The sequence below is a fragment of the Arthrobacter sp. UYEF3 genome, from assembly GCF_040546245.1.
Lineage (GTDB): Bacteria > Actinomycetota > Actinomycetes > Actinomycetales > Micrococcaceae > Arthrobacter.
In genome coordinates, this window is sequence record NZ_JBEPNK010000007.1 from 48,075 (window position 1) to 74,353 (window position 26,279).

At 68.9% G+C, this 26,279-nt stretch carries 28 protein-coding genes and 1 riboswitch; of the genes, 9 read left to right on the plus strand and 19 right to left on the minus strand.

Annotated features, from left to right (window positions below):
* Positions 1-30: 30 nt before the first annotated feature.
* Positions 31-447, minus strand: coding sequence for an MGMT family protein (locus ABIB14_RS07015; RefSeq protein ID WP_354235164.1), 417 nt, complete (start codon positions 445-447; stop codon positions 31-33).
* A gap of 84 nt (positions 448-531) precedes the next feature.
* Here ABIB14_RS07015 and ABIB14_RS07020 point away from each other — a divergent pair, with 84 nt between their 5' ends.
* The 4 genes from ABIB14_RS07020 to ABIB14_RS07035 all read left to right on the plus strand — a co-directional run bounded on the left by ABIB14_RS07020 (position 532) and on the right by ABIB14_RS07035 (position 4,023).
* Positions 532-1,242 (plus strand): 3'-5' exonuclease, encoded by a 711-nt coding sequence (locus tag ABIB14_RS07020; RefSeq protein WP_354235165.1) that lies wholly within the window; start codon positions 532-534, stop codon positions 1,240-1,242.
* Between the two features lie 318 nt (positions 1,243-1,560).
* Positions 1,561-2,511, plus strand: coding sequence for an ABC transporter substrate-binding protein (locus ABIB14_RS07025; protein ID WP_354235282.1), 951 nt, complete (start codon positions 1,561-1,563; stop codon positions 2,509-2,511).
* Positions 2,512-2,524: 13 nt separating this feature from the next.
* Positions 2,525-3,289 (plus strand): amino acid ABC transporter permease, encoded by a 765-nt coding sequence (locus tag ABIB14_RS07030; RefSeq protein WP_354235166.1) that lies wholly within the window; start codon positions 2,525-2,527, stop codon positions 3,287-3,289.
* On the plus strand, positions 3,286-4,023 hold the full coding sequence (locus ABIB14_RS07035; protein ID WP_354235167.1) for an amino acid ABC transporter ATP-binding protein: 738 nt from the start codon (positions 3,286-3,288) through the stop codon (positions 4,021-4,023). The genes ABIB14_RS07030 and ABIB14_RS07035 overlap by 4 nt, the downstream gene beginning before the upstream one ends.
* Before the next feature lie 94 nt (positions 4,024-4,117).
* On the opposite strand, the gene hemL is transcribed toward ABIB14_RS07035, so the two are convergent.
* The 10 genes from hemL to hemE all read right to left on the minus strand — a co-directional run bounded on the left by hemL (position 4,118) and on the right by hemE (position 15,178).
* The gene (gene hemL / locus ABIB14_RS07040; RefSeq protein ID WP_354235168.1) at positions 4,118-5,449 is read right to left on the minus strand and encodes a glutamate-1-semialdehyde 2,1-aminomutase; all 1,332 of its coding nucleotides are present in this window, start codon (positions 5,447-5,449) and stop codon (positions 4,118-4,120) included.
* Between the two features lie 18 nt (positions 5,450-5,467).
* Complete coding sequence (locus tag ABIB14_RS07045; protein ID WP_354235169.1) at positions 5,468-6,580, minus strand: LLM class flavin-dependent oxidoreductase; 1,113 nt, start codon at positions 6,578-6,580, stop codon at positions 5,468-5,470.
* Positions 6,577-7,557 (minus strand): porphobilinogen synthase, encoded by a 981-nt coding sequence (gene hemB / locus ABIB14_RS07050; RefSeq protein ID WP_354235170.1) that lies wholly within the window; start codon positions 7,555-7,557, stop codon positions 6,577-6,579. The genes ABIB14_RS07045 and hemB overlap by 4 nt, the downstream gene beginning before the upstream one ends.
* A 10-nt stretch (positions 7,558-7,567) precedes the next feature.
* Entirely contained in the window at positions 7,568-8,470 is a 903-nt protein-coding gene (locus tag ABIB14_RS07055) for a uroporphyrinogen-III synthase (RefSeq protein ID WP_354235171.1), read from the minus strand.
* A 20-nt stretch (positions 8,471-8,490) separates the two neighbouring features.
* Positions 8,491-9,489 (minus strand): hydroxymethylbilane synthase, encoded by a 999-nt coding sequence (gene hemC, locus ABIB14_RS07060; protein WP_354235172.1) that lies wholly within the window; start codon positions 9,487-9,489, stop codon positions 8,491-8,493.
* Positions 9,486-10,760: a ferrochelatase gene (locus ABIB14_RS07065; protein WP_354235173.1), complete on the minus strand. Its 1,275-nt coding sequence runs from the start codon at positions 10,758-10,760 to the stop codon at positions 9,486-9,488. The genes hemC and ABIB14_RS07065 overlap by 4 nt, the downstream gene beginning before the upstream one ends.
* A complete protein-coding gene (gene hemQ / locus ABIB14_RS07070) occupies positions 10,757-11,473 on the minus strand; it encodes a hydrogen peroxide-dependent heme synthase (protein WP_354235174.1) in 717 nt (238 codons plus the stop codon). The genes ABIB14_RS07065 and hemQ overlap by 4 nt, the downstream gene beginning before the upstream one ends.
* 117 nt (positions 11,474-11,590) lie before the next feature.
* Positions 11,591-12,403, minus strand: a complete 813-nt coding sequence (locus ABIB14_RS07075) for a hypothetical protein (RefSeq protein ID WP_354235175.1) — start codon at positions 12,401-12,403, stop codon at positions 11,591-11,593.
* Positions 12,404-12,522: 119 nt separating this feature from the next.
* A complete protein-coding gene (hemG, locus tag ABIB14_RS07080; protein ID WP_354235283.1) occupies positions 12,523-14,001 on the minus strand; it encodes a protoporphyrinogen oxidase in 1,479 nt (492 codons plus the stop codon).
* Positions 14,002-14,044: 43 nt separating this feature from the next.
* Positions 14,045-15,178 carry a uroporphyrinogen decarboxylase gene (gene hemE / locus ABIB14_RS07085; RefSeq protein WP_354235176.1) on the minus strand — a complete coding sequence of 378 codons (1,134 nt, stop codon included), beginning with the start codon at positions 15,176-15,178 and terminating at the stop codon, positions 14,045-14,047.
* Between the two features lie 159 nt (positions 15,179-15,337).
* Here hemE and ABIB14_RS07090 point away from each other — a divergent pair, with 159 nt between their 5' ends.
* Positions 15,338-16,678 (plus strand): glutamyl-tRNA reductase, encoded by a 1,341-nt coding sequence (locus ABIB14_RS07090; RefSeq protein WP_354235177.1) that lies wholly within the window; start codon positions 15,338-15,340, stop codon positions 16,676-16,678.
* A gap of 33 nt (positions 16,679-16,711) precedes the next feature.
* Here ABIB14_RS07090 and ABIB14_RS07095 read toward each other — a convergent pair whose 3' ends face one another.
* Positions 16,712-17,716 carry an SDR family NAD(P)-dependent oxidoreductase gene (locus ABIB14_RS07095; protein WP_354235178.1) on the minus strand — a complete coding sequence of 335 codons (1,005 nt, stop codon included), beginning with the start codon at positions 17,714-17,716 and terminating at the stop codon, positions 16,712-16,714.
* Positions 17,717-17,771: 55 nt separating this feature from the next.
* Positions 17,772-18,983 carry a molybdopterin-synthase adenylyltransferase MoeB gene (gene moeB / locus ABIB14_RS07100; RefSeq protein WP_354235179.1) on the minus strand — a complete coding sequence of 404 codons (1,212 nt, stop codon included), beginning with the start codon at positions 18,981-18,983 and terminating at the stop codon, positions 17,772-17,774.
* Positions 18,984-19,067: 84 nt separating this feature from the next.
* On the opposite strand from moeB, the gene ABIB14_RS07105 reads away from it, so the two are divergent.
* The 3 genes from ABIB14_RS07105 to ABIB14_RS07115 all read left to right on the plus strand — a co-directional run bounded on the left by ABIB14_RS07105 (position 19,068) and on the right by ABIB14_RS07115 (position 20,388).
* Positions 19,068-19,736 carry a TetR/AcrR family transcriptional regulator gene (locus ABIB14_RS07105; RefSeq protein WP_502909624.1) on the plus strand — a complete coding sequence of 223 codons (669 nt, stop codon included), beginning with the start codon at positions 19,068-19,070 and terminating at the stop codon, positions 19,734-19,736.
* Between the two features lie 64 nt (positions 19,737-19,800).
* Positions 19,801-20,025 carry a DUF3107 domain-containing protein gene (locus ABIB14_RS07110; protein WP_354235181.1) on the plus strand — a complete coding sequence of 75 codons (225 nt, stop codon included), beginning with the start codon at positions 19,801-19,803 and terminating at the stop codon, positions 20,023-20,025.
* 60 nt (positions 20,026-20,085) lie between these two features.
* Positions 20,086-20,388 (plus strand): hypothetical protein, encoded by a 303-nt coding sequence (locus ABIB14_RS07115; protein WP_354235182.1) that lies wholly within the window; start codon positions 20,086-20,088, stop codon positions 20,386-20,388.
* A 65-nt stretch (positions 20,389-20,453) separates the two neighbouring features.
* Here the strand turns inward: ABIB14_RS07115 and ABIB14_RS07120 are convergent, their stop codons facing one another.
* From ABIB14_RS07120 to thiO, 6 genes are all read right to left on the minus strand, one after another.
* Positions 20,454-20,846 (minus strand): VOC family protein, encoded by a 393-nt coding sequence (locus tag ABIB14_RS07120; protein ID WP_354235183.1) that lies wholly within the window; start codon positions 20,844-20,846, stop codon positions 20,454-20,456.
* Positions 20,847-20,884: 38 nt separating this feature from the next.
* Positions 20,885-22,579: a monocarboxylate uptake permease MctP gene (mctP, locus tag ABIB14_RS07125; RefSeq protein WP_354235184.1), complete on the minus strand. Its 1,695-nt coding sequence runs from the start codon at positions 22,577-22,579 to the stop codon at positions 20,885-20,887.
* A complete protein-coding gene (locus ABIB14_RS07130) occupies positions 22,576-22,857 on the minus strand; it encodes a DUF3311 domain-containing protein (protein WP_354235185.1) in 282 nt (93 codons plus the stop codon). Before ABIB14_RS07130 ends, mctP begins: the two co-directional genes overlap by 4 nt.
* 204 nt (positions 22,858-23,061) lie before the next feature.
* A complete protein-coding gene (locus tag ABIB14_RS07135; protein WP_354235186.1) occupies positions 23,062-23,871 on the minus strand; it encodes a thiazole synthase in 810 nt (269 codons plus the stop codon).
* Positions 23,872-23,876: 5 nt separating this feature from the next.
* On the minus strand, positions 23,877-24,113 hold the full coding sequence (thiS, locus tag ABIB14_RS07140; protein ID WP_354235187.1) for a sulfur carrier protein ThiS: 237 nt from the start codon (positions 24,111-24,113) through the stop codon (positions 23,877-23,879).
* A complete protein-coding gene (gene thiO, locus ABIB14_RS07145) occupies positions 24,110-25,396 on the minus strand; it encodes a glycine oxidase ThiO (protein ID WP_354235188.1) in 1,287 nt (428 codons plus the stop codon). The genes thiS and thiO overlap by 4 nt, the downstream gene beginning before the upstream one ends.
* A riboswitch (TPP riboswitch) is annotated at positions 25,387-25,506 on the minus strand. It overlaps the preceding gene by 10 nt.
* Before the next feature lie 26 nt (positions 25,507-25,532).
* Between thiO and thiE the strand changes: the two genes are divergently transcribed.
* Positions 25,533-26,258 (plus strand): thiamine phosphate synthase, encoded by a 726-nt coding sequence (thiE, locus tag ABIB14_RS07150; RefSeq protein ID WP_354235189.1) that lies wholly within the window; start codon positions 25,533-25,535, stop codon positions 26,256-26,258.
* Positions 26,259-26,279: the final 21 nt, after the last annotated feature.

The following is a 26,279-nucleotide window of genomic DNA, read 5'->3' on the forward strand; positions in this document are numbered from 1 at the left end:
GCTGCTTCGCTGCGTCTTGGCTGGGGCTACTCACACGGACATTTCAGCATCGGGGACCGACAGTTTGTGCAGCTCCCGCTCGAGCCTTTCGGCGACGGCATCGATCAGCCCAAAATCCTGTTCGGAGGGGACCCACCGCGCCGCCATGAGGTCCACCCGCCAACGCCCCTCCCCGGTGCGCTGATAGTCGGCGTAGCTGCCCAGCAGGGGGGTACCTTCGGCCAGGTACAACGCCAGGGCCTCAGGTTCGTGGCCTGGCGGAGCGTCCCCGTTGGCCTTGAGGATCCGCCACCAGGGTACGGCGCTGCCGTGGTGGCTCATCACCGATCCGACCTGGCGGGGGCCACCCGCGCCGAGGAGTTCGGCGACGTCGCCGTAGGCGACGGCGGAACCCGACGGCACCATCGCCGCAAGCTCCAACACCGCCTCCACATACTCCGTCCGCATGGACCAAGGGTACCGTTTTGGCGGCTGCCGCCGGGCACAGCGGGGCGGCACGAAACTGTCGGCGGCAGCAGGTAGCGTTGAAGCATGAGCACCTGGCATACCCTTCCCCGCGCAGCCTTCGACCTCGAAACCACCGGCCGGAACTCCCGCGCCGCAAGGATCGTGACGGCCTCCGTGACCGTGGTGGACGCCGACGGCTCGGTCATCAAGGAACACGAATGGCTTGCCGATCCCGGCGTGGAAATCCCCACCGAGGCCAGCGACATCCACGGCGTCACCACCGAACAGGCGCGCCGAGACGGCCGGCCGGCCGCCGACGTGACCCGGGAACTGGCGGCAGCCCTGCAGGAGCTGTTCGACACCGGCGTGCCGGTGATTGCCTTCAACGCCAGTTACGACTTCACCGTGCTCGCCGCAGAGTCGGCCCGCTACGGCGTTCCCCAGCTGAGCCGCTTCCCCGTCCTGGACCCGTACATCATGAACAAGCAGGTGGACCGGTACCGGAAGGGCAAGCGCACCCTTACCGCGCTGTGCGAGGAGTACGGGGTGACCCTGGACGACGCCCACACCTCCGCGGCGGACGCCCTGGCCACGCTGCGGATGCTCGACGCGATGGCCGGGAAGTTCCCCAAGCTGCGCATGCCGGCCAGCCACCTTCACCAGCTTCAAGTCGAATGGGCATCTTCCCAGGCTACGGATTTCCAAAGCTACCTGCGCAAGACTAAGCCGGCTGCCGTGATTGAGGGCGACTGGCCGGTGCTGCCGCCCGAAGATGCCGGCCGGGGCGACTTCTAGCCCCTCTTAAGCGTTCCAATCCAGTAAAAGCGAGATAAATCACATCCCCGCCCGCCTCCCGCCGCCGGGCCAAGCTACTCCCATGATTCCGCCGAGCACTCTCAACACCGTTCGGCTGGCAGGCGATCTCCCCTGATCGTGGGGATACTTCGACCGTCTACGTTTTCGACGCTGGATAATTCGGATTGAGGGTCCGTTTCCCGCGGGTGACACAATTATCTTTCGCGGCTTGCGCTGTCCAGCCGGCGCCTCAACCAGCAGCCGGGGCCGATGAGTCTCCCCGCGACCCACTGAATTTCAGACGAAAGTGAATGCGTGATGAAAAGCAAAGCCTTGAAGTGGCTGACCACGGCTCCCGTGGCTGTAGCCCTGGCCGTTTCCCTCGCAGCCTGCGGCTCGGGATCCGCGCAGCCCAGCGGCTCGCCCACCGACGCCCTCGCCGGCAGCGACCAGCAGACGCTGGACAAATACACCACCGCCACTGTTACCCCGCTGGCCAAGATCGACAAGTCCAAGCTGGGCCTGATCACGGACGGGACCCTGCGGGTCGGCACGCTGTCCGACGCTCCGCCGAACATCTTCATTGACCCGTCAGGCAAGTTCACCGGCTACGACAACGAGCTCCTGCGTGCCATCGGCGACAAGCTGGGCCTCAAGGTCGAGTTCGCGTCGACGGACTTCTCTGCGCTGCTCTCCCAGATCAAGAACAAGCAGTTCGACGTCGGATCCTCCTCGATCTCCACCACGGACAAGCGCCGCGAGACCGTTGGCTTCACCAACGGCTACGACTTCGGCTACATGGCAGTCGTGACCAAGAACGATGCGAAGGTGAAGGGCTTCGCCGACCTCAAGTCGGGCGTCCGCATCGGCGTGGTCCAGGGCACCGTCCAGGACGATTACGTGACGAACACGCTCAAGCTGGAGCCGGTCCGTTTCCCGGACTACAACACGGTCTATGCCAACGTGAAGAGCGGTCAGGTGGACGCCTGGGTTGCACCGTCGCAGCAGGCCAGCGGACAGGTCAAGGAAGGCGACAACACCAAGATCGCCGAAAAGGTCGTCAACACCCAGAACTTCACCGCGTATGCGGTCAACAAGGACAACCAGCCACTGGTTGATGCCCTCAATGCCGGCTTGGACGCTGTAATCGCTGACGGAACGTGGACCAAGCTCACGTCCCAGTGGTACACGGACCGCCCTACCGCTGCAGAGCAGACCCCGCAGGGCTGGAAGCCGGGCAGCAAAGCCGTCCAGGTTACCGCAAAGTAAGCCGGCGCGTTCCGTGGATTTCCTCACACTGCTCTCTGAAACCTTCCTGGACTGGAAGGCGATAGGCGAAGTCCTTCCCAAGATGTTCGCCGTCGGCCTGCCGAACACGCTCGTTTTGGCCGTCACGTCGGGCATCATCGGAACGGTACTGGGCATGGTACTTGCCCTGATGGGGATCTCCCGGAACGCCGCTGCCCGCTGGATTGCCCGCATCTACACCGATGTTCTCCGCGGGCTCCCGCCTATCCTCACCATTCTCGTGATCGGATTGGGCTTCGGGCCGGTTGTCCGTCAACTCACCGGATCCACCAGCCCCTACCCCATGGCCATCGCCGCGCTGTCGCTGATGTCGGCCGCTTACATCGGGGAGATCTTCCGCTCCGGTATCCAGAGCGTTGACAAGGGACAGCTGGAGGCCACGCGCGCCCTCGGGTTCGGCTATGGCCCGGCCATGCGCCTGGTCGTCGTGCCCCAGGGTGTCCGGCGGGTCCTGCCGGCGCTGGTCAACCAGTTCATTGCCCTGATCAAGGAATCTTCCCTGGTCTTCATGCTCGGCCTCCTGGCGACGGAACGCGAAATCTTCCAGATTGGTAAGGACGCGGCCTCCACCAGCGGAAACCTTTCCCCGTACGTGGCAGCTGCCGTCTTCTATCTGGCTCTCACCGTCCCGTTGACGCACTTCGTGAACTGGATCGACCGCCGGCTGCGCTCCGGCCGGCCGGAAAAGAAAGAACCGGACGAGGCAGCCGCCGTCGTCGGAAAAGGAGCCCAGGCATGAGTGAGTTCGTTTCAGGATCGCTGACGGCACGGAACATCCACCTGTCCTTTGGCTCGAACCGTGTGCTGCGCGGCATCGACCTGCACGTCGAGAAGGGCAGCACGGCTTCCGTGATCGGCCCGTCCGGCTCCGGCAAGTCCACGCTCCTGCGGGTGATGAACCGGCTGATCGAACCGGAGCAGGGTGACATTCTGCTGGACGGCCGCTCGGTGCTCAAGGACAACCCGGATGAACTCCGCCGGAGGATCGGCATGGTCTTCCAGCAGTTCAACTTGTTCCCGCACAAGACGGTCGCGGAAAACGTGTCCTTGGCGCTGCAGAAGCTTCGCGGGATGTCCAAGGAGCAGGCCCGGGACGAGGCCCTGGCGCAGCTGGAGCTCGTGGGCCTCAAGCACAAGGCCGACTCCCGGCCCGCCAACCTCTCCGGGGGCCAGCAGCAGCGGGTGGCGATTGCCCGCGCGCTGGCCATGAAGCCGGAGGTCATGTTCTTCGACGAGGCGACGTCCGCTCTGGATCCTGAGCTGGTCAAGGGGGTCCTGGCGCTGATGGCTGACCTGGCCAAGGGCGGGATGACCATGGTGGTGGTGACCCACGAAATGGGATTCTCCAGGAACGTGTCGGACACCGTGACCTTCATGGATGCCGGCGTCGTCGTGGAGACCGGAGCGCCGGAACAACTCTTCACCGAGCCGCGGACCGAACGGCTGAAAGGCTTCCTTTCGGACGTGCTGTAGGCAGCAGGTTAAATAGTTTCGGCACCCGCCACGGCGGGTGCCGAAACTGTTTAAGGGCGACGGCGGCGAAGGCCGCGCCCGCCGGCGGCGTGACTTAAGGCTGTGCGCCGCCGGCGGCCTTGGCCGCCGCCGGCAGGGCATCGAAGATCCGGTTCATCGCGGCGTCGTCGTGCGCGGCGGACAGGAACCAGGCCTCAAACACCGACGGCGGCAGGTAGACGCCGGAGTCCAGCATCGAGTGGAAGAACGGTGCGTAGCGGAAGACCTCCTGGCCTTGCGCGTCGTCGTAGTTGTGGACGCCCCCGGCCGAGGTGCCGAAGGCCACCGAGAACAAGTTCCCGGCTCGCTGGATCGAGTGGTCCACACCGGCCGCGTCCAGCGCCGAGGACAGGGCACCGGAAAGTTCCAGCGAGCGGGCGTCCACGAACGAATAGACCTCCGGGGTGGCGTGGGTCAGGGTGGCGACGCCGGCGGCCATCGCCACCGGGTTCCCGGAGAGGGTGCCGGCCTGGTAAACCGGTCCCACCGGGGCAAGGTGGTCCATCACGTCGGCGCGGCCGCCGAGGGCCGCCGTCGGCATGCCCCCGCCGATCACCTTTCCAAACGTCAGCAGGTCCGGGGCCCACGGCTCGGCCGCGTCCGCCGCGCCGCCGGTCAGGCCCCAGTAGCCCGCGTAGCCGGTGCGGAAGCCGGTGAGGACCTCGTCGAGGATCAGCAGGGTGCCGTGCTCCCGGGTAATCCGGGCCAGGCCGGCGTTGAAGCCCTCGCCCGGGGTGACCACGCCCATGTTGGCCGGCGCGGCCTCGGTGATGACGGCGGCAATGTCGGGTCCGTGCGCGGCGAAGGCGGCTTCGACGGCGGCAAGGTCGTTGTAGGGCAGCACCAGGGTCTCGGCGGCCGTGGCGGCAGTGACGCCGGCCGACCCGGGCAGCGCGAGCGTCGCGAGGCCCGAGCCTGCGGCGGCGAGCAGACCGTCGAGGTGGCCGTGGTAGCAGCCGGCGAACTTGATCACGAGGTTGCGTCCGGTAAAGCCGCGGGCCAGCCGGACGGCGGTCATGGTCGCTTCGGTGCCGGTGGACACCATCCGGACCCGTTCGGCGGCCGGCACGCGCTCCTTGACGATCGCGGCGAGGTTGGCCTCATCCGGCGTGGAGGCGCCGAAGGAGAGTCCGCGGTCGACGGCGGCGTGCACCGCCGCGAGGACCGCCGGGTGGGCGTGCCCCAGCAGCGCCGGGCCCCACGAGCAGACCAGGTCAACGTACTCGGCGCCGTCGGCGTCCGTGAGGTAGGGTCCCTTGGCGGAGACCATAAAGCGCGGTGTCCCGCCGACGGAACCGAAGGCGCGGACGGGCGAGTTGACGCCGCCGGGCATCAACTGGCGGGCGCGGTCGAAGAGTTCCTCGCTATGAGGATGGCTGGAAGTCATGGTTTCTATTCTTTCAGTTCAGTTCGCCGGGGAAGACCCGGCCAGCAGTGCGGCCACCCGCGGCGCCACTTCGGTGCCGAACAGCTCGATGGAGCGCATCATGGCGGCGTGCGGGAGTGTGCCGTTGCTGTATTTGAGGTCGAAGCGGTCGACGCCCAGGTTCTTCTTCAACAGGGCGATCTTCGCCGCGACGGTTTCGGGTGAGCCGACGTAGAGGGCACCCTCGGCGGTGCACATGGCGTCAAACTCGCCCCGGCTGCCCGGGCCCCAGCCGCGTTCCGCGCCCAGCCGGTTGCGCATGGCGATCCAGTGCGGGAAGAACTCCTCCCGCGCTTCCTCGTCGGTGGCGGCAACGTGGCCGGGCGAATGCGTGGCGACCTGCTGCATCGGGTGCCCGTATTTGGTCATCGCCTCGCGGTAGAGCCCGGCCAGCGGCGCGAAGGACCGGGGCTCGCCGCCGATGATGGCGAAAATGACCGGGTAGCCGTATTCGGCGCAGCGCAGCACGGACTCGGGCGTCCCGCCGACGCCGATCCAGGCCGGCAGCAGGTGGTGCTCCAGCGGCGGGTAGACGCTGAGCCCGTTGATGGCAGGGCGCGTCCGGCCTTCCCATTTGATCGGCTTCTGTGCACGGACCTTGTCGAAAAGCTCAAGCTTTTCCTCGAACAGGACCTCGTAGTCGGCCAGGTCCAGGCCGAACAGCGGGAAGGACTCCACGAAGGAGCCTCGGCCCAGCATGACCTCGGCCCGGCCGTTGGAGATCGCGTCAACGGTCGCGAAACGCTGGAAGACCCGGATCGGGTCATCGGAGCTGAGGACCGTCACGGCGGACCCGAGCCGGATGTTCCGGGTCCGGGCAGCAGCGGCGGCGAGGAAGACCTCCGGGGCGGACACGGCGAAGTCGCGGCGGTGGTGCTCCCCCACGCCGAACGCGTGCAGCCCCACCTGGTCGGCGAGCTCGGCTTGTTCCAGCAGCTGCCGCAGCACCTGGGCGGGCGGGACCGGCTGCCCGTCCGGGAACACGCCGACGTCACCGAAGGTGTTCAGGCCGAGCAGAACGGTTTCCCGGCCCACCGGGGCGGTGGGGTTGGCCGCGGAGGCGGGGTCCGGCAGTGTCGAGGTCTTCGTCACGACTCCTTCAGCCAGCCGGCGAGTTCGCTCGCCCAGTAGGTCAGGACCAGGTTGGCGCCGGCGCGTTTGATGCCCAGCACGGATTCGGTGATGGCGGCCCGGCGGTCGATCCAGCCGTTCGCGGCGGCAGCCTCGATCATCGAGTACTCGCCGGAGATCTGGTAGGCGGCCACCGGGACCGGGCTCATCGCCGCGACGTCGGCCAGGATGTCGAGGTAGCTCATGGCGGGTTTCACCATCACCATGTCGGCGCCTTCCTCGAGGTCCAGTTCCACCTCGAGGATCGCTTCGCGCCGGTTGGCGGCGTCCATCTGGTAGGTGCGCCGGTCCCCGGTGAGCTGCGAGTCGACTGCTTCGCGGAACGGGCCGTAGAAGGCGGAGGCGTATTTGGCCGCGTAGGCCACGACGGCGGTGTTGGCGTGCCCGGCGTCCTCCAGGGCTTGGCGGATCACGGCGACCTGGCCGTCCATCATGCCGGAGGGGCCCAGCACATGTGCGCCGGCCTCGGCCTGGGCCACGGCCATCTGCCCGTAAATCTCCAGGGTCGCGTCGTTGTCTACGTAGCCGTGCGCGTCCAGCACGCCGCAGTGGCCGTGGTCGGTGAATTCATCCAAACAGACGTCGCTCATGATGACTAGCTCGTCGCCGACCTCGGCCTTCACGTCACGGATCGCCCGGTTCAGCACGCCCTCGGGGTCCAGCGAGGCGGTGCCGCGCGCGTCCCGTTCGGCTGGAACGCCGAAGAGCATGATGCCGCCGACGCCCAGTTGCACGGCCTCGGCGGCGGCACGCTTGAGCGTCTCGGTGGTGTGCTGCTGGACGCCGGGCATCGAGGTGATCGGGTTCGGCTCGGACAGGCCCTCGCGGATGAAGGCTGGCAGGATGAGGTCGGCCGCGGAGAGCCGGTGTTCGGCCGTGAGCCGGCGCATCGCGGGGGTGGTGCGGAGCCTGCGGGGGCGGTGGGTCGGGAAACTCATGTCTGGTCCTTCACAGTTCGCTGGTGGTCGGGGTGGAATGGGGGTGCCCTGGGTCCAGGGCCTCGATCACTGCGGCGACGAGTCCGGAGGCGGTGGGTTCCTCGGCGATGGCGGCGACCGGCAGGCCGAGGGCCAGCGCCTGGGCCGCCGTCGACCGTCCGATGGCCACGAAGCGGCAGTCGCCCAGCGGCGACAGTCCCGCGTGGACGCGGCGCGCGGCACTGGGGGACGCGGCGACGACGGCGTGCACCGTGCCTGCATCGACGGCGGCTTTCGCGGCCGCCGGGGTGAGGACGGCGGCGGGTTGTTGCGGGGCGGGGGCGCCGGCCAGGCTGCGACCCGGGTCGGCCGGGTAGTCGACGGTCCGGTATGCGGTGACGGCCTGGACCCGGGCGCCGCGGGATTCAAGTCCCCGGCGGAGCCCCGGGTCGGCAATGTCGGCCTGCGGCAGCAGGACGCTGCACCGGCCGGGGGGCCAGATGTCGAGCAGTCCGGCGCCGGACTGCTGACCGGCGGGGGCGAGGTCGACGGGAATGTCCAGGGCCTTGAGTATGCTGCGGGTGGCCGGGCCGATGGCGGCCACCTGCAGGCTGCCCGGCAGCCAGGCGCTGAGCTCCGCCCCCCGCTCGGCCGCCTTCTCCTCGAGGACCCGGACCGTGGTGACGCTGCTGACCACGAGCCAGGAGTATCCACCGGCCCCGAGCGCGTCGAAGGCCACGTCGAGCGAGTGCTGGTCAGGGGCGCGCTCGAAGTCGATCAGCGGGAGCAGCAACGGCTCGGCACCGGCCGCGCACAGTGCGGACACCAGCGCGCCGGCCCGATCCGGGCTGCGGGTGACCAGGACCCGGGCGCCTTCCAGCATCCTCGGCCCGGCGGTCCCGTCCGGCCTGGGAGTCTCGCTGCGGCGTCCCATCAGGTGAGGATCCGTCCGGCTCAGGAGGCGGCCAGGTCGGCGATGTCGGCCGCGCCGGCTGCCAGCAGTGCTTCGGCCAGCTCGATTCCCAGCAACGTGGCACCAACTTCGGTCAGCCCATCGGTGGCCTTCTTATCGCGGACGGTCGCGGTGCCGTCCACGGCGCAGACCACGGCTTCGAGATGGAGCATGCTGCCCTTGCGGAAGGCGTACGCCCCGACCGGGGCAGCGCAGCCAGCCTCCAGCCGGGCCAGGAGCGCCCGCTCGGCCGTGACGGCCAGCCGGGTGTCCGGATCGTCCAGGGCTGCGAGGGCCTGGGCGAGGACGCCCTGGGAACCTTCGGTGGACCCCGACTTGCGCGGACCGTCGGCGGAGCGGCATTCGATCGCGAGGGAACCCTGCCCTGCTGCCGGGAGCATCACATCGGTCTCGAGGTACTCGCTGACGGCGTCGAGCCGGCCGATCCGGTGCAGCCCGGCGGCGGCAAGCACGACGGCGTCGAGGTCGCAGGACTTTCCCTCGACGACGGCGTCGGTGCTGTTGCCCGGCAGGCCCCGCACCCGGCCCAGGCGGGTGTCCACGTTGCCGCGGATATCGCGGATGTCCAGGTCCGGCCGCGCCGCGCGCAGCTGGGCGGCGCGTCGCGGCGAGCCCGTGCCGACTGTGGCGCCGGCAGGCAAGTCGGTGAGCTTGAGCCCGTCCCGGGCGCAAAGCACGTCCCGGACGTCCGCGCGTTTCGGCGTCGCCGCCAACGTCAGGCCGAGGGCGGCCCCGGTGGGCAGGTCCTTAAGTGAGTGGACAGCAACGTCGCAGGCGTCCACGAGCAGCGCGTCGCGCAGCGCCGCGACGAAGACACCGGTGCCGCCCATTTGGGAGAGCGATCCGGTGAGCACATCGCCGTCGGTGCGGATGTGCACCAGTTCCACCGGGAACCCGCCGACGGCGGCCAGCTGGTCCGCGGTCTGCTGGGTCTGCGTGAGGGCAAGTTTGCTGGCCCGGGTGCCGATCCGGACGGTCACGGCGTGGCCTGGCCTGCCGCCGGCCCGCCGGCTGCAGGTGCCGGGGAAGGGTCGTGCCCGGACCCGACGGTTGTGTCAGCGCCCGCGATGGTGGGCTTTTCGCCGCGGAAGTTGGCGCAGCAGCCGGGCCGGCAGACGTCGTACCAGGGGCCGAGCTTGGTCAGGTGCGGCCGGTCGGAGATGTTGTTAGCGGCGGTCCGCTCGCTGATCAGGTCCACGATCCCGGACACGAACTTGCGGTGGGTCCCCGGCGTGGGGACACGGGCGGCCGCGAGGCCCAGCTTGCCGCAGGTTTCGAGAGCCTCGGTATCGAGGTCCCAGACAACTTCCATGTGGTCGCTGACGAAGCCCAGCGGGACGATCACGACGCCCTTGACTCCCTGGCCGGCGAGCTCCTCGATGGCGTCGTTGATATCGGGTTCAAGCCACGGCACATGCGGGGCACCGGAACGGGACTGGTACACGAGGGACCACGGCGCTCTCAGGCCGGTCTCTGATTCGACCCGGCGGATGACCTCGGTGCCGGTGGCCAGGTGCTGCGCCACGTAGGCGGAGTCCTGCTCGAACTGGCGGGGTTCGGAGTCCGAGCGGCCGGCCGCTTCGGCGTCGCGGGTGGGGATGGAGTGGGTGGCGAACAGGATGTGGACCGGCGCGTCCGGTGTGCCGGCGGCGGCCAGTTGCGCGCGGACGTCGGCGAGGCCGGCAGCAGTGCCCTCGATAAACGGCTCAACGAAGCCCGGGTGGTCGAAGTACTGGCGGACCTTGTCCACCTCGAGCTTGCCGTCCAACCCGGTGTCGGTCAGCGCCAGGCCGATGTCCTCGCGGTACTGCCGGCAGCTGGAGTAGCAGGAGTAGGCGCTGGTGGTGACCATCAGGACCTTGCGGTGCCCGGCGTCGTAGATGTCCTGCAGGGTCTGCGGGATGTACGGGGCCCAGTTGCGGTTGCCCCAGAAGACCGGCAGGCCGATGCCGCGCGCTGCGAGTTCGGCCTCGATGCCGGCTTTGAGCTCGCGGTTCTGCTGGTTGATCGGGCTGATGCCGCCGTTGGCGCGGTAGTGGTGCGAGACCTCTTCGAGCCGCTCGTCCGGGATGCCGCGGCCGCGGGTGACGTTGCGCAGGAACGGGAGGACGTCGTCCTGGCCTTCGGGGCCGCCGAAGGAAGCGAGGAGTACCGCGTCGTAGTCCTTCGGGGCCAGCCGGCCTGCCTCGGTGACGGGGTTCACGGCAGTGGTTGTGCTCTCCTGAGGACCCTGCGGGTCGAGCGGGCTCATGCGAGGACCTCGGCGATCTCGACGGCGGTCACCCGGCGGCCGGTGTAGAACGGGACTTCTTCCCGCACGTGGTGGCGGGCCTCGGTGGCGCGCAGGTGCCGCATCAGGTCCACGAGGTCCTCGAGCTCGGGTGCCTCCAGGCCCAGGATCCATTCCCAGTCCCCCAGCGCGAAGGAGGACACGGTGTTGGAGATGACCTGCGGGAAGTCGCGGCCCAGCAGCCCGTGGTCGCGGAGCATCGCGCCGCGCTCGGCGTCCGGCAGGAGGTACCACTCGTAGGAGCGGACGAAGGGGTAGACGCAGAGCCACTGGGCCGGTTCCACGCCGCGGGAGAACGCCGGGGTGTGGTTCTTGGCGAATTCGGCTTCGCGGTGCACGCCCATGGCGGACCAAGCAATTTCGCTGCCGGTGAACAGCTTGCTGCGGCGAATGTCCCGGACCGCCCGTTGGAGGGCCTCGGGCTTCGGCCCGTGCAGCCAGATCATGATGTCGGCGTCCGCACGCATCGCGGAAACGTCGTAGCTGCCGCGGTGGACGACGCCGTCCTCCGCCAGCCGGTCGAGGAGTGCCTCAAAGTCCTCGGCGGCGTCGCCGCTGCGCAGGACGTTGGCAGAGCGCTTGAAGACGGTCCAGAGCGTGAAGAACTGCCCGGTTGATTCCTCGGCTGCTGTTTTTCCGGTTTTAGTGACAGATTCGGCAGAAGTGTGGCTCATAGATACCAGTCTGCCCCCTCCCCGGAGCGAAGTCGAAACGGGGCACTTCTACAGCGCGTAGAAGTGCTGAATTTCACACTTCTGTCCCGTGGTCCGGTCTGCGGACCGGCGTTGCCCTTAGATCCTGCGCAGCCGGAGGACGACGGCGCCGGCGCCCAGCGACACGGCAACCAGGCAGATTCCCCAGCCCACCAGGGCGGAGGGGCCGGCCGGCTGGACGTTGGACACGGACTGCATCCTGTCCCCGGACTTGGCTGTGGCCGCCGGTGATGCTGCCGTGGCTGCAGCCGTCGTGGCGCCGGTCCGGGGCGTTCCGGTGGAGGGGGCCGACGGCGTGCCCTCCGCCCAGCCGGGGGTGGTGCTACCGAAAGTGGTGCTGCCGGGGGTGGTGCTGCCGGGGGCGGCGGCGTCCGCGCCCTCGGTCGGGGCCACGGTGCCGGGTGCATCCCGGGCCGGCACCTGGCCCGGGGCCTGCTGGCTGCCGGTCGGCTGGCCGGCAACCGGCGTCGACGTCGGGGAGTCGGACTGGACCGGCTCCGGCGCGGAGGTTGTGGGCGCCGCACGCGGAACGGCGCCCCGCCGGGAAGCGCGCTGATCCGGGCTCTGGCTTGGTGCCGGAGCGGTCGACGTCGGCGGGGCCGTGCTTTGCGTCGGGGTGGGCCTGGCCGAGCCGGACGTCGACGTCGGCGTCGGCGTCGGCGTCGGCGTCGGCGTCGGGGATCCCAGCCGGCCGCCGATCAGGTCGTCGAGGCCGACGGAAATAGCCGCGGATGGGCCCGTCGGGCTGGGTGTGGGCGTCGCACCCTGGGTGGCAGGAACCCCTGCGCTGAGTGCCAGTACCGCTCCTAGCGCTGCTGCTGCCGCGCCGCGCCGGAGTCCCCCATGGTGACCGGCCGGCGTTTCTGGAACTTCGGACCTGTGCATAACCATGGTCATCGACCTTAGCTGCCCTAGGCCTGCAGGGAAAATTTGCCGAAACGGCTGTTTTCGGGGTACGTGGCCCGGTCAGGGGCCGGGCTGAAACCGCACCCCGGCGGCTTCAGCGGAGGTCAAGGCAGCAGGGCGGCGACTTGCGTGGGGGTGTCGGCAACGATCGCGGCCAGACCGTTTCCGGAGAGCCAGCCGCCGACGACGACGAGGCTTCCCTCGGCCGCGCAGAGGCGCCGGACCTCCTCGACCCGCCGCTTGTGGCCTAGCGAGGCGAAGGGCAGCGCCCCGGACCAGCGGACCACGTCCCAGCCGGCGACGTCGGACCGGGACAACGGGACCGCCAGCAGGGTGGCGGCATCCTCCAGTGCGGCGTCGAACAATTCCTCGTCGGTGCCGGGTTCCGGGCGTACCCGGCCGGTCTGGATGTTGTCACCGCGTCCGTAGGACAGGCGCAGGACATGCCGGCCGGGCGCCGTGCGTTCGGCCAGCCAGGCCCATTTGGCGGTGGCATGGGTCAGGGCCTTGGCGCGGATGCCGGGGCTTTGCGGGGCCACGAGGACGCCGGTGCCGCGCGGTGCGGAGTCGAGGGCCGGGCAGTCCAGCACCAGGGTCACGAGCCGCACGTCGGGGCCCGCCGCCGGGCGCAGGGCGGACAGCGCGGGCAACGCGCCGGCGAGCAGCGCGACGGCGGCCGGACCTTCGACGGCGACGACCAGCCTCTCGGCGTCAAACACGGAGCGGCCCGCGGTGACCCGCCAGCCGCCGGGGATGCGCTGCACCTCACCGGCACGGGTCCCGCCGACCAGGGTCACTCCCAGCCCGCGCAGCTCCGTGAGGAGTGCGGTGACCAGGGTGTGCATGCCGCCGCGGAGGCCGGCGACGGCGGAACCCGCCTTCTGCAGGCCTGGGCGCCGCGCGCCCTGCCGGACAAACGGCTGCCCCGCGCCCGGCCGCGCGGCCCCCCGGCGCTGTGCGGCCACGGCGGCGGCGAGCGAACCGTGCGTTCGGATTCCGGCACGCAGTCCGGGCGCCACCATATCCACGTCCAGCAGTGCCGGGTCGGCCGAGTGCACGCCGCCCACCACTGGCGACACGAGCCGGTCCAGCACGCGCCGGCCCATCCGGGCGCGGACCAGGGCGGCAACGCTGGTGGCCCCGGCGGCCGTGCCCACGGATGCGGGCAACAGTGCGTCCAAGGAAGCGCGGACGGATCCGAGCAGGCCGAGGGAACGCCGGACTTCGGGGTCCCAGGGGTTGGCGGGGATGCCCAGCACTCCGGTCTTAGGCAGCTCCCGTGGCCCCTCGGGGAGTTGGACCCAGGCGCCGCCAGGGTTCGGCGGCACGATTTCCGCGCCGAGGCCCAGGTCCTCGGCGAGCCCGGCCACGGCGGCGGTGCGGGTGGCGAAAGATTCGGCGCCGCTGTCCAGGGTCAACCCGGCCACCACGTGGCTGCCCACGCAGCCGCCCCACTCCTCAGCGGCTTCCAGCACCGTGGTCCGGACGCTGGCCCGGGCGAGCTCGCGGGCAGCGAGCAGGCCTGCTATGCCTCCGCCCACCACGACGGCGGTCGGCACCGGGGCCGCTGCCGGGCTCGGCACAGTCGATGCGACGGCGTCCGCGTCAGCGTCGGTTGCCACGGCGCTACTCCGGGGCGATCGAGTGGATCAATTCGACGACCCGGGTCAGCACCGCCGCGTCGGTCTCCGGGGGAACTCCGTGCCCCAGGTTCAGGACGTGGCCCGGGGCCGAAGCACCGGCCGCAATGACGTCCCGCACATGGGCCTCCAGGATCTCCCAGGGCGCGGAGAGCAGCGCCGGATCAATGTTGCCCTGCAGCGGCACTGTTCCGCCCAGCCGGCGGTTGGCCTCGTCCAGCGGCAGCCGGTAGTCCACCCCCACGACGTCGACACCGACGTCGTGCATCGCGACCAACAGTTCCGAGGTTCCGGTGCCGAAGTGGATCAGCGGTGCTCCGAGGTGCCGGACGTGGTCCAGGGCCCGGGTGGACGCCGGGACCACGAAACGGGTGTAATCGGCCAGGCCCAGGGAGCCGGCCCAGGAGTCGAAGAGCTGGCCGGCCGAGGCGCCGGCTTCCAGCTGCGCGCGGAGGAACAACCCGGAGGCGTCCGCTGCCCAGTTCGCCAGGGCGGTCCAGGCCTCCGGATCCGCGTGCATCATGGTGCGGGGGCCGAGGTGGTCTCGGGACGGTTTGCCCTCCACCATGTACGCGGCCAGGGTGAACGGCGCGCCGGCAAAGCCGACCAGCGGGGTGGTCCCGAGTTCCGCCACGGTGAGCCGGACGGCTTCGCGGATCGGTTCCAGGGCTTCCCAGGTCAGCTGCGGCAGGGCGGCGACGTCAGCGGCGGTGCGCACCGGCTTCTCCAGCACCGGACCCACACCCGGAACAATGTCCACGCCCACGCCCGCGAGTTTGAGCGGGATGACGATGTCCGAGAAGAAGATCGCCGCGTCGACGTCGTGCCGGCGCACGGGCTGAAGCGTGATCTCGGAGGCGAGCTCGGGCCGCAGGCAGGAGTCCAACATGGCAACACCCTCGCGCACCTTCAGGTATTCGGGCAGCGAGCGGCCCGCCTGGCGCATGAACCAGACCGGGCGGCGGGAAGGCTTGCCGCCGCGGTAGGCGGTAATCAGCGGGGAGTCGGCCGTGCGGCCGTCCATCAGGGGGTGGCCGGCGTCGAGGCCGCCCGTTGCCGTGCCGTTCGTTGACATGCCGTTCGTTGCCGTGCCGTTCGTTGCCGCCGCGCTAGGAGTCATGCCATCGATTGTGCCGAAAATCGGCCCCAAAAGATAACGACAACCTGTCAGCTGGACCGCGGCAGGAGCCAGGGGTGGCGGTCATCACAGCCCGTGGTGGCCAGCCCCACGTCCGGTAGTTGTTCTACCGGGGCACGAAAAAGCTATGATTGTCATGCTGTGGTTCTTTTCTCATTGGTGGCTACACACGCCGACATCGATCTCGAGACCGTTGCTCAACTGAGCACCGGCGCTTCCGGGCTCGCCTCATCCGCCCTCGCCGAATCGCCGGCAGTGGCGGGTGCAGTTGTGCTGGCCACCTGCAACCGCTTCGAAATCTACGGCGAGGCCCCGCACCCGGACGACGTCGAGGCTGCCCGCGCCGCGCTGGTCGCCCAGATCAGCGGCGCCAGCGGTCTCAACGAACAGCTCGTTTCCCGCGCCTTCAATACGCGCACCGGCCCCGAGGTCAGCCGGCACCTATTTGCCGTCAGCTCCGGCCTGGACTCCGCCGTCGTCGGCGAACGGGAAATCGCCGGTCAGGTCCGGCGCGCACTGATCAGCGCCCAGCACGAAGGCACTGCCAGCTCCGGCCTCGTGCGGCTCTTCCAGGCGGCTTCCAAGACAGCCAAGGACGTCGGCTCGCAGACCGCGCTCGGCTCGCAGGGGCTCTCGATCGTTTCGGTCGCCCTGGATCTCGCCACCGACCTGTCCGAAAACCCCGACTGGTCCAGCAAGAAGGTCGTCGTTTTCGGCACCGGGGCCTATGCCGGCGCCACCATGTCGCTGCTGCGCGAACGGGGCTGCGCTGAAATCGCCGTGTTCTCCTCCTCCGGCCGCGCCCCCGGCTTTGTCGCCAGCCGCGGCGGCACCGCCCTGGACAACGGGTCCCTGCCGGCCGCCGTCGCTGCCGCCGACGTGATGATCGGCTGCAGCGGTTCGGACAGCCGCGTCGAAGCTCCCGAGCTGGCCCGGATCCGCTCAGCGTCGCCGCAGCCGCTGATCGCGATCGATCTGGCCCTCTCGCACGATTTTGACCCCGCCGTCGCCGAATTGGACGGCGTCGAGCTGCTCACGCTGGAATCGGTCCGGCTAGCAGCCCCGCAGGAGCAGGCAGAGTCCCTGCACCAAGCCAGCGGCATCGTCGCCGGAGCCGCTACCGCTTTCGAGCAGGAACGCGAGGCACGCTCGGTCGACTCGGCCATCGTCGCCCTGCGCCGCCACACCATGGACGTGCTTGAGGCCGAAATGGAAAAGGTGCGCGCCCGCCACGGCTGCACCGCTGCGGCCGAGGAAGTGGAGTTCGCGCTGCGCCGGATGGTCAAGCAGCTGTTGCACGTGCCCACCGTCCGCGCCCGCGAACTCGCCGCGAACGGCCAGCAGGACGACTACGTGGCCGGCCTCGAGGCCCTCTACGGCATCACGGTCGAACAGCCAACGGCCCGCGGTGCGGAAGCCGAGTGCCCGGTCGACCACGCTACGCTCCCGGCCGCCCACGACCGCAAACGGGAAACCGCTTAGCCACCCTGCCCGCAGCCCCGGCGCCTTCCCGCACTAGCCGGCGAAGGCGTTGATGCCCGTCAATTCGGCGGACAACCGCCACAGCCGTTCCGCGTCTGCCCGGTCTACGGCGTGGTCATCCACTCCCCTGATCCGCGCCTCCGGGTTTCCGTGTTCCGTCGGCTCGGCTATGTCGCAGTCCTCGCAGTACACGCCGCCCTTGCCCGCAAGGAGAGGGGAGGTGGCCGCCCAGACCGAGGTGGCGGCACCCTGGGCAGGCGTCTTGAACCGCTCGTTGAGCTTGCCGTCCGCGTCCATCCAACCCGAGGCGATCATTTCTTCCCGGGGCAGGTGGCGCTGCAGTTCGGTCATGATGCCTCCGGGGTGGACCGCGAAGGCCCGCACGCCGGCACCCTTCCCGAGCGCGTCCAGATGCACGGCGAACAGCGCGTCCGCTGTTTTGGCCTGGCCGTAGGCCTTCCATTTGTCGTAGCCCGCTTCAAAGTTAATGTCGTCAAAGCGGATGGGCGAAAGTTTGTGGCCGGTGGAGGACATGGCGACCACACGGGCGCCCGTCCCCGCGGACAGCGCGGGCCAGAGCAGGTTGGTCAGCGCGAAGTGGCCCAGGTGGTTGGTGGCGAACTGTGACTCCCAGCCCGGGCCCACGCGCCGTTCCGGGCTTGCCATGACGGCAGCGTTGTTGATCAGGATGTCCAGGCTGGCACGTTCGCCGAGGAAATCAGAGGCCAGGAAACCGGCTGCGAAATCCTTAACGCCGGCCAGCTCGGCGAGGTCCAGGCCGGCGACGCTTACGCCGTCCAGTCCGGCCCGGGCCAGGACCTCCCTGGCATGTTCGGGGCGCCGCGCCGGCACCATCACCCGAGCCCCGGCCGACGCCAGGGCCCGCACCGTCTCCAGGCCCAGACCGGAGTAGCCTCCGGTGACGAGGGCGGTTTTTCCGTTGAGGTCCAAACCGGCTAGCACCTCCGCCGCCGTCGAGTGCGGGCCGAACCCGGAACCGATCTTGTGTTGCGGGGTCAGTGCGGTGTCTTGGCTCATCGCAGCGCCTTTCAGCTGAGGGCCCGGGGGCCGGTACCGCTGGTTCAGTCCAGAGTTAGTAGACCGGCTTGTCCGGTTCCACCTCGCGCACCCAGGCTAGGATCCCGCCTTCTAAGTGGCTGACCCGTTCGTAGCCGGCCGCACGCGCGGCGGCCAGCACCGTCGCGGACCGGGTCCCGCCCTTGCAGTGGAACACGATGTCCGTGTCCCGCGGCAGCTCGGCCCACGCATCGCCGGCCAGGATCCGGCCCTGCGGGATCAACCTGGCGCCCTCGATGCGGACGATCTCGAACTCCCCGCTCTCACGGACGTCCACGAGCTCGAAATTCTTCAACCCCGCTTTCCGCGCGGCCAGCATGGTGGCGAGCTGGGTCGCGGTGACGGTGTGCTCAGTCCCGGCGTCCGGGGCCGGTGCAATGCCGCAGAAGGCCTCGTAATCGGTCAGCTCGGTAATGCGCGCCGCCTCCGGGTCCCTGGCGACCTTGATTTCCCGCCAGCTGCCGCCGAGCGCGTCAAATAGCGCCACCCGTCCCAGCAGCGAACGTCCGACGCCGGTGATCAGTTTGACAGCCTCGGTCACCATCAGGGATCCGACGGCGGCGCACAGCATGCCGAACACGCCGCCTTCCCCGCAGGACGGCACCGAGCCCGCGGGTGGCGCCTCCGGATACAGGTCGCGGTACGTGGGCCCGTGCTGTTCCCAGAAGACACTGACCTGACCGTCGAAGCGGAAGATCGAGCCCCACACGTAAGGCTTGCCGAGGATTGCCGCGGCGTCATTGACCAGGTAGCGGGTGGCGAAGTTGTCGGCTCCGTCGAGGATCAGGTCGTAGCCGGCGAAGAGCTCCAAGGCGTTGGAGGCATCGAGCCGGACGTTGTGCAGCCGGACGTCGACCAAAGGGTTCAGCGCGGCGATGGCATCGCGGGCTGACTCGGTCTTGGGCCGGCCGACGTCGGCCACTCCGTGGATCACCTGGCGCTGCAGGTTGCTCAGGTCCACGCTGTCGTCGTCGATGATCCCCAGGGTCCCCACCCCGGCGGCGGCCAGGTAAAGCAGCGCGGGCGAGCCGAGCCCGCCGGCGCCGATCACCAGGACCCGGGCGTTCTTTAGGCGGCGCTGCCCGAGCGATCCGATTTCGGGGATGATCAGGTGCCGTGAGTAGCGTTCCACCTCGTCCGGCGTCAGGCCCTCTGCCGGTTCGACCAGCGGTCCGGGGACCGGTGCCGGGGTTGCGGGGGGGTCGTTTGCGGTTAACGTCGAAGGCATAGTTCAATGTATGCCCGAAGATGCCGCCAGGTCATATTACCCGCGCGTAAAGTGGAGCCAACAGCGAGGGAAAGAAGACCGACTATGGTTGATCAGGCACCGGTTGAGCGGGGCGATGCCGGGAATACGTTGGCCGGCCGCGAACGGAGCGGGACCGCCCGCTCGGCGCGGCTGCCGCGCGATGAACGGCGCGCCCAGCTGCTTGCCGCTGCCCAGGAGGTCTTCGTGGCCAACGGCTACCACGGCGCCGCGATGGACGAAATCGCCGAGACGGCGCACGTGAGCAAACCGGTGCTGTACCAGCACTTCCCGTCCAAGCGGGAGTTGTACCTTGCGCTGCTGGACGGCCATCTGTCGGCCCTGACAGAGCTATTGCTGGGGGCCTTGAATTCGACGACGGACAACGATGAGCGCGTCCAGGCCGTCATGCGGGCCTACTACCACTTCATCGCGAGCGACGACCAGGCCCACCGGCTGGTCTTCGAATCGGGTCTGGTCAACGACCCCGAGGTGAGTGCGCGGCTGGAGGCCTTCAACAAGACCTTCGCGGATGCGATTGCCCGGGTCATCGCCGAGGACACCAAGCTGCCGCTCCTCGAGGCCCAACTCCTGGGCCGGGGATTGTCCGGCATGGCGCAGGTCAGCGCCCGGTACTGGTGGGAAACCAACGGGAATCTTGACCTCGATGTGGCCAGCGACCTGATTTACCGTTTAGCTTGGCGCGGAATCTCGCGCTTCCCCAAAGAGTCCTAGACTACAAATAGAGAACACCTCGTAGAGAAAACTTGAACACTTTGATTGGCTGGGAGGCCTTGCTGTGGAAGTAAAGATCGGCATTCAGAACATCGGCCGCGAAATTGCCTTGGAATCGGACCAGGACGCCGACGCTGTGGCGAAGCTGGTGGGCGAGGCCCTGGCGAAGGGCACCGAGCTCCGCCTGACCGATGAAAAGGGCCGCCAGATCATCGTCCCGGCCGGCGTGCTGGGCTACGTGGAAATCGGCGCCGAAGAGGTACGCCGGGTCGGGTTCGGCGCCCTCTAGGAACCCGTCCCCGCAATCCGCACCCCTGCCGTTCAACCAGCAGTTCACGAAGGAGTCTGAATGCTGTCCCTGATTGTGGTGGCCATGGTGGCCATGGCCGCGGGTTTCGTGGTCTGGGCCAACGACAAGCGGCACGCCAAGTACGGCATCGCCGTGCCCGCCGGGGTTGCCCTGGGGGTCGGGATGCTGAGCTGGATCATCTTCCTGGCGGCCGGTTTCAGCTACCAGCCCGGCCTGACCTGGATCCCGTGGGTGCTGCCTCTGCTGTTAGGCGCTGCCGCGGCCGCGGGCACCGTGCTTTACCTGGGCAGGTCCCGCACCCGGCAGGACACCGCGCGGATGACCGCCATCCTGCGCCTCTAAAAGCGGTTGTAGCCTTAAAGCGGTGTGGCCACTCCCCCTCGGGTGAGTGGCGACACCGCTGTTCGCTAACGCTGAAAGGCTTCTTTGACGTCCGGAGTGGTGGATTCCTGAATGACCCATTGGTTGCCGTCGGGGTCATTGAAATAAGCAAAGGCTATCCCGCCCATGTCCTGGACCTCACTGATCTCCGCCCCGCGCCGGAGGAGCTCAGCCCGGGTGGTGGCCATGTCCGGAACCACCAGTTGCAGGCCTTCCAAGCTCCCCGGGGCCATGCTGGTCATACCCGTGCCGATGACTATGGAGGTCGCAGAGCCCGGCGGGGTGAGTTGGACGACCCTCATGCCTGGAATGTATTCCACGTCGTGGTCCAGGTCGAAACCCAGCCGGTCGGTGTAAAACGACTTGGCCGCGTCGACGTCGGCGACCGGTACCTGTACGACCTCAAGGCGCATCTCCATGCGCATCACAGTACCCCGGATTCCTCGAAACCGGTGGTTTAGAACGTGGGCGTCCCGGGCTCGGCGAGCGGGTGCTCGCGCTGGATCCGGGCCACCTTCGGATCGTTCTCGTCGGCGCCGTAGTCCGAGGTGCGGGTGATGTCTTTTCCATCCGGGAGCTTGATAGCGCGGAAGAGCACGGACAGGCCCGCCGCGACGACGAGGTTTATGGCGAAGGCCACGACAGCGATGTAGACCTGCACGTCCGTGCCGGGGATAGCGGCGATGGAGCCGCCGAAGTGGGCTTTCGTGACGGGGTTGACCACGTTGTAGGCCGAGATGGTGCCATAGGCAATGCCGGCCGCCCAGCCGACAAAGAGCGCCCACCGGTGGAACCAGCGGGTGTACAGCCCGGCCACGATCGCCGGGAAGGTCTGCAGGATCCAGATGCCGCCCAGGAGCTGCATGTTGATGGCCGCCGACTGGTCCATGGCAATGACAAAGATCAATGCACCGAACTTCACCACCAGGGACGCCACCTTGGAAACGCTGGCTTCCTGCCGGGGCGTCGCGTCGGGCTTGATCAGGTCCCGGTAAATGTTCCGGGTGAACAGGTTGGCTGCGGCGATTGACATGATGGCCGCCGGGACCAACGCGCCGATGGCGATGGCGGCGAGGGCGATGCCGGCGAACCAGGCCGGGAAGTGGTCCAGGAACAGCTGCGGCACCACCAGTTGCGGATTGACGGTGCCGTTCAAGTCGACGGGCTTGGTTCCCGCGAAGATGGCCGCGTATCCGAGCAGCGCCAGGAAACCCAGCATCAACGAGTACAGCGGCAGCACTGCAGCGTTCTTGCGGATGGTATTCCTGCTTTTGGTCGCGAGCACGCCCGTGATCGAGTGCGGGTACATGAACAGCGCCAAGGCGGAACCCAATGCCAGCGTCCAGTAAGCCGAGTAGCTTGAGGCGCCCGGGATGAAGACTCCCACCGGTTTGCCGGTCGCCGGGTTGACCGTCCCCAGCTTCGCCTCCGCGGCGTCAAAGATTGAGCCCCAGCCGCCGAACTTGATCGGCAAATAGATTACGGCGACGATCACCGCCAGGTAGATCAGCAGATCCTTCACCACGGCGATCAGGGCCGGAGCCCGCAGGCCCGACATGTACGTATAGGCGGCCAGGACCACGAACGCGATGATCAGGGGCAGGTCGGTCAGCAGCACGTTCTCCGCGCTGCCCAGACCGAGCACGGTGAGCACGGCCTTGATGCCCACCAGTTGCAGCGCGATGTAGGGCATGGTCGCGACGATGCCGGTGACGGCCACCGCCAGGGTCAGGGCCTTGCTGCCGTACCGGCCGCCGACGAAGTCAGCCGGCGTGACGAACCCATGCCGGTGCGAGACGGACCACAGCCGGCTCATCAACAGGAACACAATGGGATACAGCACGATCGTGTAGGGCACCGCGAAGAAGCCGCTCACGGATCCCGTGGCCCACATCGCTGCCGGTACGGCCACGAACGTGTAGGCCGTGTAGAGGTCGCCGCCGAGCAGGAACCAGGTCACCCAGGTGCCGAAACTCCGGCCGCCGAGTCCCCATTCGTCCAGGCTGTGCAGCCCTGTGGTTTCTTCCCGCCGCCACCTGGCCGCAAAGAATCCCAGGACCGCCACCAGGACGAAGAGGATGATCACAATGGTGAGTGCCACGCCGTTGACCGGGCGGTCCGGGACTGCCAGCGGCACGGAGGCCGCGTTCACCGCTCCTCCCCCGCGCCGGCCGCACCGCGCACGGATGCACGCCGGCGGCGATCCTCCTTGGTGACCAGCCGGTAGGAAATTCCCACCAGGGCCGCAGTGACCGGAATCCACGCCATTTGGTACCAGTAAAAGAACGGGATGCCGCCCAAACGCGGTTCAACATGCGAGTACGCGGGCACAAACAAGGGCACCACAATGGCGGCCAGCAAAAGGATTCCTGACACCACATAGGGTCCGGGCCTGGCCGGGCCCCGCGTTGGCAGATCGGAACTGGACATCGACGCCTCCTCGTTGAGACGGGCCCCGGAGCGGGAAGGGTTCCCGGGACGTGCCGGCGGCCTGCGGACCGTGTGTCGCGCGGTCGTTAGCAACAGGATAGACACTTGATTAATTCTTCAACAGTGCATAGATGCCGGGCGTTGCCGGTCCCCCGGGCCGACGCGGCGGAGGCCCCGGCGCTGCCGGCCGGCCGGCCCGGGCCGCTAGAGGAACTCTGCCCGGCCCTCCATGGCGGAGGAGGCCAAGGCATGCTCGCGGCGCGGGATCCGGCCGGCCAGCCTCGCCATCCGGCCGCCGAGGACGGCGTGCTTGAACGCCGCAGCCATCAGCGCCGGGTCCTGGGCGCGGGTCACGGCAGTGGCCAGCAGCACGGCGTCGCAGCCCAGCTCCATCGCGAGGGCGGCGTCGGAGGCGGTGCCGATGCCGGCGTCGAGCACCACCGGCACCGACGCCCGGGAAACGATCAGCTCGATGTTGTGCGGGTTCAGGATGCCCAGGCCGGTGCCGATGGGGGCGCCGAGGGGCATGACGGCGGTGGCGCCGAGGTTTTCCAGCCGAAGGGCCAGCACCGGGTCGTCGTTGGTGTAGGCGAAGACCTTGAAGCCTCGGCCCACAAGCTGTTCGGTGGCCTCCACAAGCTCCACCGCGTCCGGCAGCAGGGTATGCTCGTCCGCGATCACCTCGAGTTTCACCCAGTCGGTCTCCAGTGCTTCGCGCGCCAGTTCGGCCGTGAGGACGGCGTCCCGGGCCGTGAAGCAGCCGGCCGTGTTGGGCAGCACCCGGATGTTGCGCTCTGCCAGCAGCTGAAACAGCGAGCCGCTCTCGGCCGGCGAGTAGCGGCGCATCGCCACGGTGGTGAGTTCCGTTCCGGAGGCCACCAGCGCGGCGCCGAGCTCGTCCAGGCTCGGCGCACCGCCGGTGCCCATGATCAGCCGCGAGCCCAGTTCCACGCCGTCGACCGTCAACGGGTCCCGGCGTGCCGGCTGTGTTGCCGCGAGTGTTGTTACGCCCATGTTGTTCATCCTCCCTGGACGGCCGTGACGAGTTCGACGTCGTCGTTTTCGGCGAGCGCAGTCGCGTACCACTGGCTGCGCGGCACCACCTCGGCGTTGCGGGCGACGGCGACGCCGAGCTTCCGGCCGTCCGTGGCCCGGCCGTCCGCAGCCAGCGTGCGGCCCGTGACCGTGCTGACCAGGGCGCTGACGGTGGCGCCGTCGGCGACCGCGTGCGGCGCTCCGTTGAGCCTGATATTCATAGTGTTTTCCTGTCTTTCGTTGCGGTGGCCCGCGGTGTCCTGTTGGCGGCCGGAGAGTCAAGGAGGCGATCGGAGAAGCGGTCCGGGCGAAAACCGGCCCAGCGGGGATCCGGTTCTCCATCCAACAGGTGCCGGCAGACGGCGGCAGCCACCGGGGTGAGTAAGACGCCATGCCGGAAGAAGCCGGTGGCAATGATCAGTCCCTCGAAGTCCTGCCCCGACCCAGGGCGGGCCACACGCCCCAGCAACGGGGCGTTGTCCGGGGTGCCCGGCCGCGCCCGGGCCGTGGCCTCGAGCAGTTCCAGCTCGGCGACGGCCGGGAGCAATTGCTGGGCGTCACGAAGCAGCTGGTAGACGCCTCCGGCGGAGACAGCGCCGGGGTCTGAAGGGGCATCCTCCCGCTGGGTTGCACCGATCACCACTGTGCCGTCCTCCCGCGGCACGATGTACACCGGGATCCCGCGGACCAGGCCCCGCACGGTGCAGCGCAGCAGCGGCCGGAGCGGCTGCGGCACGCGGAGCCGGAGAATATCGCCGTAAACCGGCCGCAGTGGCAGGGTCAGTCCGCCGGGCAATCCCTGCAGTCCGGCCGCCCCGAGGCCGTTGGCCACGATCGTCTCGCGGGCGCGGATCTCCCCGCCGCCCTCGAGGCTGACCCCGGAGACGCGGCCGCCCTGCCAACGGAGTCCGGCGGCGCGTCGGGGCACGGCCGTGTAGCGGCCGTCGCGGGCCAGGAGCTCGCCGATCCGGGCCAGCAGCCGGCGCGGGTCCACCTGGTGGTCGGCCGGGATGTCGAAAGCGCAGGAGATGCCCGGGCTGAGCAGGGGTTCGCGCCTGCGCGCCTCGCGCACTGTCAGTGGTTCCACGGCCAGGCCGCAGGCCTGTTGCACAATCCGCAGGTCGGCGAGCGCCCGGCGGTCGGCCGCGTCTGCGCCGACGGCGAGAGTCGGCGTCGTGCGGTACCCGGTACCGCCCGCGTCTGCTTGGCCGTCCGCGTCAGCACTGCCGCCGCCCAGTCCGGCGGCGAAGCCGGGCCAGAGCCTTGAAGCTTCCAGCATGAGGGCCAGCAGCTCTTCTTCCTGGTAATGGAGTTCGCTCACAGGCGCCAGCATGCCGGCGGCTGCCCAGCTGGCGCCGGTGCCGGGGGCGTCATCGACCAGTGCGACGGAGCGGCCCGACCGGCACGCTTCCCACGCGATGCCGTGCCCGATTACCCCGCCGCCGATCACGGCAACGTCGTAAGGCCCCGGTGGTGCGGCGGATGTGACAGCTGGTGAGACCATGGCTTCCTTCCCTACGCCGGTACTAACCGGATCAGGTCAAGCGGTCGGCTCTGACGCCCTCTCAGCCCTTCCGTCGTGTGACGGCTCTGCGGGCTCCCGCGGTATGAGACCAGTTTAGAGGAACTAGGCTGGGGTCATGAGCCAGGAAGTCCGCACCACCGCCCGCCTGTACCTGTGCACCGATGCTAGGAAGGAGCGCGGCGACTTCGAAGACTTCGTTGACGCCGCCTTTGCCGGGGGCGTGGACATCATTCAACTGCGGGACAAGTCGCTGGAGGCAGCCGAGGAACTTGAACTGCTTGAAGTCCTGCACTCCGTGGCGCTGCGGCACCGCCGGCTCTGGTCGGTCAACGACCGCGCCGACCTCGCCTCGCTGGCGGGCGCCCCCGTCTTCCACATCGGGCAAAAGGACATCCCGCTGGCCGCGGCCCGGGATTTCCTTGGCGCGAGCACCGTTATCGGCATGTCCACGCACACCCCGGATCAGGTCGATGCGGCCCTCGCCGCCGCCAACGATCGAAGCGGGCTGGACTACTTCTGCGTGGGGCCGGTCTGGGCCACCCCCACGAAACCGGGCCGCGCCGCTGTGGGGCTGGATCTGGTGCGCTACGCCGCAGGCGCGAGCGATCGCCACGGGGCCGGGGCCGCCGGAGGGGATTCCGGGGCGGTGCCGTGGTTCGCGATCGGCGGCATCGACCTGGGCAACGTGGAGCAGGTCGTCGACGCCGGCGCCCGGCGCGTCGTGGTGGTCCGGGCGATTACCGAGGCCGACGATCCGGCCGCGGCGGCTCGGGCCCTGCTCGCCGCCCTCGACGCCGGGGCGTCGCTCGACGCACACGCCACCGCGGGCGCCGGAGACTAGCCGGCGAGCCTGGTTTCACGA

Coding starts and splice junctions, on each gene's coding strand:
- ABIB14_RS07105 (WP_502909624.1), top strand. CDS start 19,068: ATGGTTGATCAGGCACCGGTTGAGCGGGGCGATGCCGGGAATACGTTG.
- ABIB14_RS07130 (WP_354235185.1), bottom strand. CDS start 22,857: ATGTCCAGTTCCGATCTGCCAACGCGGGGCCCGGCCAGGCCCGGACCC.
- ABIB14_RS07115 (WP_354235182.1), top strand. CDS start 20,086: ATGCTGTCCCTGATTGTGGTGGCCATGGTGGCCATGGCCGCGGGTTTC.
- thiE (WP_354235189.1), top strand. CDS start 25,533: ATGAGCCAGGAAGTCCGCACCACCGCCCGCCTGTACCTGTGCACCGAT.
- hemB (WP_354235170.1), bottom strand. CDS start 7,557: ATGAGTTTCCCGACCCACCGCCCCCGCAGGCTCCGCACCACCCCCGCG.
- moeB (WP_354235179.1), bottom strand. CDS start 18,983: ATGCCTTCGACGTTAACCGCAAACGACCCCCCCGCAACCCCGGCACCG.
- ABIB14_RS07065 (WP_354235173.1), bottom strand. CDS start 10,760: ATGAGCCCGCTCGACCCGCAGGGTCCTCAGGAGAGCACAACCACTGCC.
- ABIB14_RS07075 (WP_354235175.1), bottom strand. CDS start 12,403: ATGGTTATGCACAGGTCCGAAGTTCCAGAAACGCCGGCCGGTCACCAT.
- ABIB14_RS07035 (WP_354235167.1), top strand. CDS start 3,286: ATGAGTGAGTTCGTTTCAGGATCGCTGACGGCACGGAACATCCACCTG.
- ABIB14_RS07120 (WP_354235183.1), bottom strand. CDS start 20,846: ATGGAGATGCGCCTTGAGGTCGTACAGGTACCGGTCGCCGACGTCGAC.
- ABIB14_RS07020 (WP_354235165.1), top strand. CDS start 532: ATGAGCACCTGGCATACCCTTCCCCGCGCAGCCTTCGACCTCGAAACC.
- ABIB14_RS07025 (WP_354235282.1), top strand. CDS start 1,561: ATGAAAAGCAAAGCCTTGAAGTGGCTGACCACGGCTCCCGTGGCTGTA.
- ABIB14_RS07055 (WP_354235171.1), bottom strand. CDS start 8,470: ATGGGACGCCGCAGCGAGACTCCCAGGCCGGACGGGACCGCCGGGCCG.
- ABIB14_RS07135 (WP_354235186.1), bottom strand. CDS start 23,871: ATGGGCGTAACAACACTCGCGGCAACACAGCCGGCACGCCGGGACCCG.
- hemQ (WP_354235174.1), bottom strand. CDS start 11,473: ATGAGCCACACTTCTGCCGAATCTGTCACTAAAACCGGAAAAACAGCA.
- ABIB14_RS07095 (WP_354235178.1), bottom strand. CDS start 17,716: ATGAGCCAAGACACCGCACTGACCCCGCAACACAAGATCGGTTCCGGG.
- hemL (WP_354235168.1), bottom strand. CDS start 5,449: ATGACTTCCAGCCATCCTCATAGCGAGGAACTCTTCGACCGCGCCCGC.
- ABIB14_RS07015 (WP_354235164.1), bottom strand. CDS start 447: ATGCGGACGGAGTATGTGGAGGCGGTGTTGGAGCTTGCGGCGATGGTG.
- thiO (WP_354235188.1), bottom strand. CDS start 25,396: ATGGTCTCACCAGCTGTCACATCCGCCGCACCACCGGGGCCTTACGAC.
- hemE (WP_354235176.1), bottom strand. CDS start 15,178: ATGACTCCTAGCGCGGCGGCAACGAACGGCACGGCAACGAACGGCATG.
- thiS (WP_354235187.1), bottom strand. CDS start 24,113: ATGAATATCAGGCTCAACGGAGCGCCGCACGCGGTCGCCGACGGCGCC.